A 5,987-nucleotide genomic window follows, 5' to 3' on the forward strand; every position below is an offset into this window, starting at 1 on the left:
CAGTTTTCAAAGAACTTGTCTGCCGCTCATTTGCGACTCCCTTATTTTAACATTTTCATATTTCAATGTCAACTAAGTTTTTCATTTTGTTTTTATTTCGTTTGCCGCTTTCTGCGTTGTTGCTATCGGCGACTTGTCCTATATTACACCTCTAAACTCTAATCGTCAACACCTTTTTGTAAAGATATTTAATTTAATATCTTCGTACTCTTTAGCTCCAGGTAAGAACCTATAAAGATTTCATTAAAATAGAAACCATCGTCTACTTTTCTTTACTAATCTATTCTTCTAAATACTATTCAATTTAGACACTTCTCTATTACAAAGAACTCGCTCCCCCCATCTTACCGAACTTATACGATTGACTCTTTCCAGCTAAACTAGCAACCTTATTTTAACAATTAATAGTATATAATTAGAAAGTTGCTTTATTTTTTATTACCACTCCCTATTCCCCATTGTTTATCAAATTGTACTATTAATAACATTCTATTAGAAGCAGGTGACGATATGAAAGATATACGTATTCTTATAGCAGATGACGATAAAGAAATTCGAGACTTATTAAAAAGATATTTAGAGCGAGAATTATATATGGTAGATACTGCAATTAACGGCGAAGAAGCATTGCATTTATTTAATCAAAACGACTATAACCTCGTTATATTAGATCTTATGATGCCAAAAGTAGATGGGATTGAAGTATGTAGAAAACTTAGGGATACAACTAACATACCGATATTAATGCTAACTGCTAAAGATCACGAAGTTGATAAAATTTTAGGTTTAAGCATTGGGGCTGATGACTATATTACGAAACCTTTCAGTATTCACGAAGTGGTTGCACGAGTAAAATCTCTTATGCGACGCTTTTTGGTTCTTGGAAGTAACACTACTGTACAAGAGAAAACAACTTTAGCTTTTAAAGGGCTAACTATCGATTTAAATACATACACGGTTCATACAAACGATAAAGAAATCAACTTAACCGGAAAAGAACTTGAACTATTAAGATTCTTCACCTCAAACCCAGGGCAAGTATTTACAAAAACACAGCTCTTCCGAAATGTATGGGACGATAATTATATAGAAGATGATAATACCGTTATGGTACATATTAGAAAACTTAGAAAGAAAATAGAAATCGATCCTTCCAATCCAAAATTCATTCAAACTATATGGGGAATTGGTTATAAGTTTGTAGGTGAAAAACTTGAAGACTGATAAGATCCTCTTTCTTATTTCATTACAACTTATCATTTGCGGGCTTTTAAATATAAACGCGGGCCCCAAAGTAAAAATATCTTTATTTATTACTCTTATCTTAATTACAATATATCTTTTCTTTTCAAGAATACACTTTATTCGAAGTCGCAAATCAATGGTCACTAAATTAAATCGTGCACTTAAAGGAAATTTACAAACAAGATTATTCACGAACAATGATCGCTCATTACATAATATCGTGTTTTCAATAAACGAATTAATAGCTGAATTAGAAAAAGTTCAGATTGAGGCAAAAAAATTCGAGGAATCGAGAAAACAACTTTTGTCTAGTATCTCGCATGATATCCGAACACCACTCACTTCTATTATTGGATATATTGATGCTTTGAAAGATGGGGTTGCTGCTTCTGAAATAGAAAAGCAAGAATATCTTAAAATACTTTATATGAAATCAAACAACTTAAAGCACCTAGTTGATGAAATATTCAATATGGCAAAGCTAGATGCTAATGAATTTCCATTAAAAGAAGAAGAACTCGATTTTTCTGAAGTTACTAGAGAAGTGTTAATCGAGTTTTTACCTGAGCTTTCAAAACATAATATCGAACTACAAGTTCTCATACCAGAATCTACTTGTCCTATTATTGCAGATCATCTTAGCCTTATACGGGTTATAGAAAATTTAACGAAAAATGCCATCTATTACGGGAAGGATGGGAAAATAGTAGGAGTCGAGCTACTAGAAACCGATACAGAATATGAACTTCTTATTTGGGATAAAGGACCCGGCATTCCAAAACACGATTTACAAAACGTATTTGAGCGAATGTACCGAAGCGAACAATCAAGAAATTCCTCTTTGGGTGGTAGCGGCCTTGGGCTTTCTATTTGTAAAGCGCTCGTCGAGAAAAATAGTGGACATATATGGGTGGACAGTATTCCTTGGGAAAGAACTACTTTTGGCTTTTCCATCCCAAAACACACTACTTTTAAGAAATAGTTAAGAAATGATTAATACGTAGTTAAACCCTTCTTTTTATCATGTAATTAAGAACTTATAGAAAGTAGGTGTCTCCTATAAATACAATTATAAAAACGACGAATCTTACTAAAATATACGGCACTCAAAAATCAGTAGATAATCTAAATATCAATGTACAACAAGGCGAGATTTATGGATTCATAGGACGTAACGGTGCCGGTAAAACAACAACTATTCGTATGCTGCTCAGCCTTATAAAACCTACAAGTGGAAATATTGAAATATTCGGGGAAGATTTGTTTCAAAACCAAAAAGATATTTTAAGAAGAATTGGTTCTATCGTTGAGGTTCCAGGGTTTTATGAAAACTTGACAGCACGAGAAAACTTATTAATTAATGCAAAGATAATTGGAGTTCACAAAAGGAATGCCATTGACGAGGCCTTGGAAATTGTAGGTTTGCAGCACGAAACAAAAAAATTAGTAGGAAAATACTCTTTAGGGATGAAACAACGCTTAGGAATTGCACGTGCACTTCTTCATTATCCTGAACTACTCATATTAGATGAACCAACTAACGGTCTAGACCCCATCGGTATTAAAGAAATGCGAAAACTTATTAAATCTTTAGCTCAAGAAAGAAATATAACGATACTTATCTCCAGTCATATATTAGCCGAGGTAGAACAATTAGTCGATCGTATGGGGATTATTCATGAAGGAAGGTTACTAGAGGAGGTTTCTCTTGATACGCTGCGTAAAGCAAACCGTAAATACATAGAATTTCAGGTGAATAATGACCATAAAGCTGCGATGCTATTAGAAAATCATTTTCAAATTTTTGATTATGAAGTACGTGATGAAGGGAATATTCGCGTTTACTCTCATTTTGGACAACAAGGACGCATTAACAGAGCGTTTGTTCTTAATGATATTGAAGTATTAAAAATGATGATGAGCGAAGACAGGTTAGAAGATTATTTCACCAAGCTAGTTGGAGGTGGAACGATTGGTTAATCTACTCTATACAGAACTATTAAAACTAAAACGCTCTAATATGTTTTTGATTAGTATTATCGGGGCCGGTGTCGCACCTTTCTTAGTAGTAGTAGCGTCTTATATACACATAAAAACAAAACAGCCAACTCCGACTATTTTGTTCCATCAATTATTCACTGAAGTTAACTTATATACTACTTTAATTATAGGATTCCCCTTATATGGAGTAGTGGTTGCTTATCTGTTTACCCGTGAATATACAGAAGATACACTAAAGCATTTACTAACTATCCCAGTGTCACGCATTAGCTTTATTATAAGTAAGTTCATCCTTCTATTCCTTTGGATCATGATGCTAACTTTAGTCGCTTGGGCACTAACTTTATTATTAGGGCTACTAGGTAGCTTCCCTGGATTTAGTATCACCTTACTTTTAGACTCTCTCGTGAAATTTTTAATATGCGGTGGACTTCTTTTTCTATTGTCTTCACCTATTGTACTACTCACTCTTGTAATGAAAACCTATGTACCACCTATTATATTAACAATTATTATTACAATGACTAACCTTATGATCGTAAATTCAAAACACAAAGACCTATTCCCATGGACCGCTACATTAGATATAGCAAATAATGACTTACAACCGACTTATCCACCAGAGTATTCTTATATCATCATCGCGGCAACTACCATTCTCGGATTTATTGCAACACTATTCTATTTTAAGAGAGTAGATATTCATTAATTTATAGGAGTGAAAATATGAGCGATATCATTATTGCCTTCATACTCGGTATTGTAGAAGGATTAGCTGAATTTTTACCTATCTCTTCTACTGGTCATCTTATATTAGTCGGACATTTACTAGGTTTTGAAGGAGAACGGGCAAAAACATTTGAAATTGTCATTCAATTAGGAGCGATCTTAGCTATCGCTATCTTATATCATAAACGTCTTGTTTCTTTATGTAATATTAAGCCTCTTCTAAGAAAAGAGAAAAAATTCAACGCATTACATGTATTCCTTGGCGTATTTCCGGCAGTAGTTGCTGGTTTACTACTACATGATGTTATTAAAACATACTTATTTCAGCCGTATACTGTCGTAATCGGACTTGTAGCAGGGGCAATTCTTATGATTTTTGCAGAAGTAAAAAAGAAAGAGTCAACCACCTTTTCACTGGATGATCTAACATACCGACAAGCATTAACAATTGGATTATTTCAATGCTTAGCAGTATATCCCGGCTTCTCTAGAGCTGGTTCTACTATTTCTGGAGGTCTATTAGCGAAAGTAAATTATAAGACTGCATCTGAGTTCTCTTTTCTCATTGCTCTTCCTGTAATGGTTGGAGCCACAGGTTTAGACTTATTAAAAAGTTGGAAGTATTTAAGTGCCGATGACATTCCTATGTTTGCAGTAGGATTCATTACCTCTTTTATAGTAGCAATGCTAGCAGTAGTAACTTTTCTGAAGCTTTTAGAGAAGATAGGTTTAAAACCTTTTGCATATTATCGTATTTTATTAGCCATCTTATTTACGCTTTTCGTATTGCTATAGATTCGTATAAGTCACATATTATTAAACCGATATTCAAGTTGGAATATCGGTTTTTTATCTATTTCACCTTTAGTATTACTTGCTTCAATATGGCATAGTGGTAATAAATCACCCTTAATAATCCTAATATTCTTCGAACGATTCATTAATATATAAACTTACACGCTATACTTGAAGTCCGCACTTAATAATAGTATTTCTTCTTTAAGCACATATACCGGATTAAAAATACGCAACCCCATTGATCAAGTGTACCCATCACACTAGTGTAGAACAAACGTTCCTTTATGCTGTAATATATCACTTCCTCTTTGTATTTAAATAATCATTCTATATGGTTTTTCACTTGTACTTAACTTCTCTACAATAGAGCCTAAATATAATATTTAAGGAGATTTTATCCTAATGCCTATATACAAACAACCGCAGCTAGAAGATCAAATTAAATTACTAACAAAGGGATTTAATTTCATTTAATAGTATTAACAGTACCAACGGCGAAGTTAGTATTATAGCTGAACTATATGGAGATGAAGAAGGTGAACATTGTGGTATTATCTCTGCCTTAACCGAACTTGAAAGACTAACGCCAGAAAAACAATTATAGTATTGTTTGGCCATTCATCATGATTTCTTAACACCTCTATATGACGGAGATACTCAGTACTACAGTTATATAGAAACTGCAGACAAACCTCTTCCTTGTTTCTATACTTACGGAAGGGAAGTACATGTAGGCGATACATTGTCAGGTATTGATCCTAATTTTATTGCAGACCAAATCACCAATAGGCTACGTAACAACTATAAACTAACCGAATTTATTTATATCAAAGCGATAATAAAGAGACGTATACTATTCAAACAGCAACATGCTCCGGTCATATTTTTTGTAAATTAGAAAATGAACGGTTACCGACGACTAATGATTATAGTATTGTACCCAATAGCTAGGATGAACCTGTAGCAATTATTAGGACAATAGAAGTAACTATAACACCAATGAATGAAGTACCCGAAGAATTCGCTATTGCTGAAGGTGATTGTACTTATGATTACTGGGGAGACAGCATAATCAACTTGGCCATGCCTTTTCTGAAGATATGCTACTTGTTTGTGAGCATTTTAAACTTATTGATGTAAAAAAATAAATATAGCTTATCATCTATCACTCCAGAAATACGTAGATGATAAGCTATATTTTATTAAACACAAAA

At 33.4% G+C, this 5,987-nt stretch carries 5 protein-coding genes and 1 pseudogene; all 6 read left to right on the plus strand.

Translation table 11 applies throughout. The features are described 5' to 3' along the window. Positions 1-510 precede the first annotated feature (510 nt). Positions 511-1,224: a response regulator transcription factor gene (locus COI75_RS17165; protein WP_000651973.1), complete on the plus strand. Its 714-nt coding sequence runs from the start codon at positions 511-513 to the stop codon at positions 1,222-1,224. Continuing rightward, entirely contained in the window at positions 1,214-2,227 is a 1,014-nt protein-coding gene (locus tag COI75_RS17170; protein ID WP_000845322.1) for a sensor histidine kinase, read from the plus strand. Before COI75_RS17165 ends, COI75_RS17170 begins: the two co-directional genes overlap by 11 nt. A gap of 68 nt (positions 2,228-2,295) precedes the next feature. Next, complete coding sequence (locus COI75_RS17175) at positions 2,296-3,225, plus strand: ABC transporter ATP-binding protein (RefSeq protein ID WP_000074563.1); 930 nt, start codon at positions 2,296-2,298, stop codon at positions 3,223-3,225. Continuing rightward, complete coding sequence (locus COI75_RS17180; RefSeq protein WP_000247706.1) at positions 3,218-3,955, plus strand: ABC transporter permease; 738 nt, start codon at positions 3,218-3,220, stop codon at positions 3,953-3,955. The genes COI75_RS17175 and COI75_RS17180 overlap by 8 nt, the downstream gene beginning before the upstream one ends. 17 nt (positions 3,956-3,972) lie before the next feature. Next, on the plus strand, positions 3,973-4,770 hold the full coding sequence (gene uppP / locus COI75_RS17185) for an undecaprenyl-diphosphate phosphatase UppP (RefSeq protein WP_001279965.1): 798 nt from the start codon (positions 3,973-3,975) through the stop codon (positions 4,768-4,770). An 858-nt stretch (positions 4,771-5,628) separates the two neighbouring features. Next, positions 5,629-5,921 (plus strand): annotated as a pseudogene (locus COI75_RS17195) (ASCH domain-containing protein); the annotation flags it as partial. Positions 5,922-5,987: the final 66 nt, after the last annotated feature.

It is taken from the genome of Bacillus cereus (assembly GCF_002564555.1).
Taxonomy (GTDB): Bacteria; Bacillota; Bacilli; order Bacillales; family Bacillaceae_G; genus Bacillus_A; species Bacillus_A cereus_K.

Coding starts and splice junctions, on each gene's coding strand:
- COI75_RS17165 (WP_000651973.1), top strand. CDS start 511: ATGAAAGATATACGTATTCTTATAGCAGATGACGATAAAGAAATTCGA.
- uppP (WP_001279965.1), top strand. CDS start 3,973: ATGAGCGATATCATTATTGCCTTCATACTCGGTATTGTAGAAGGATTA.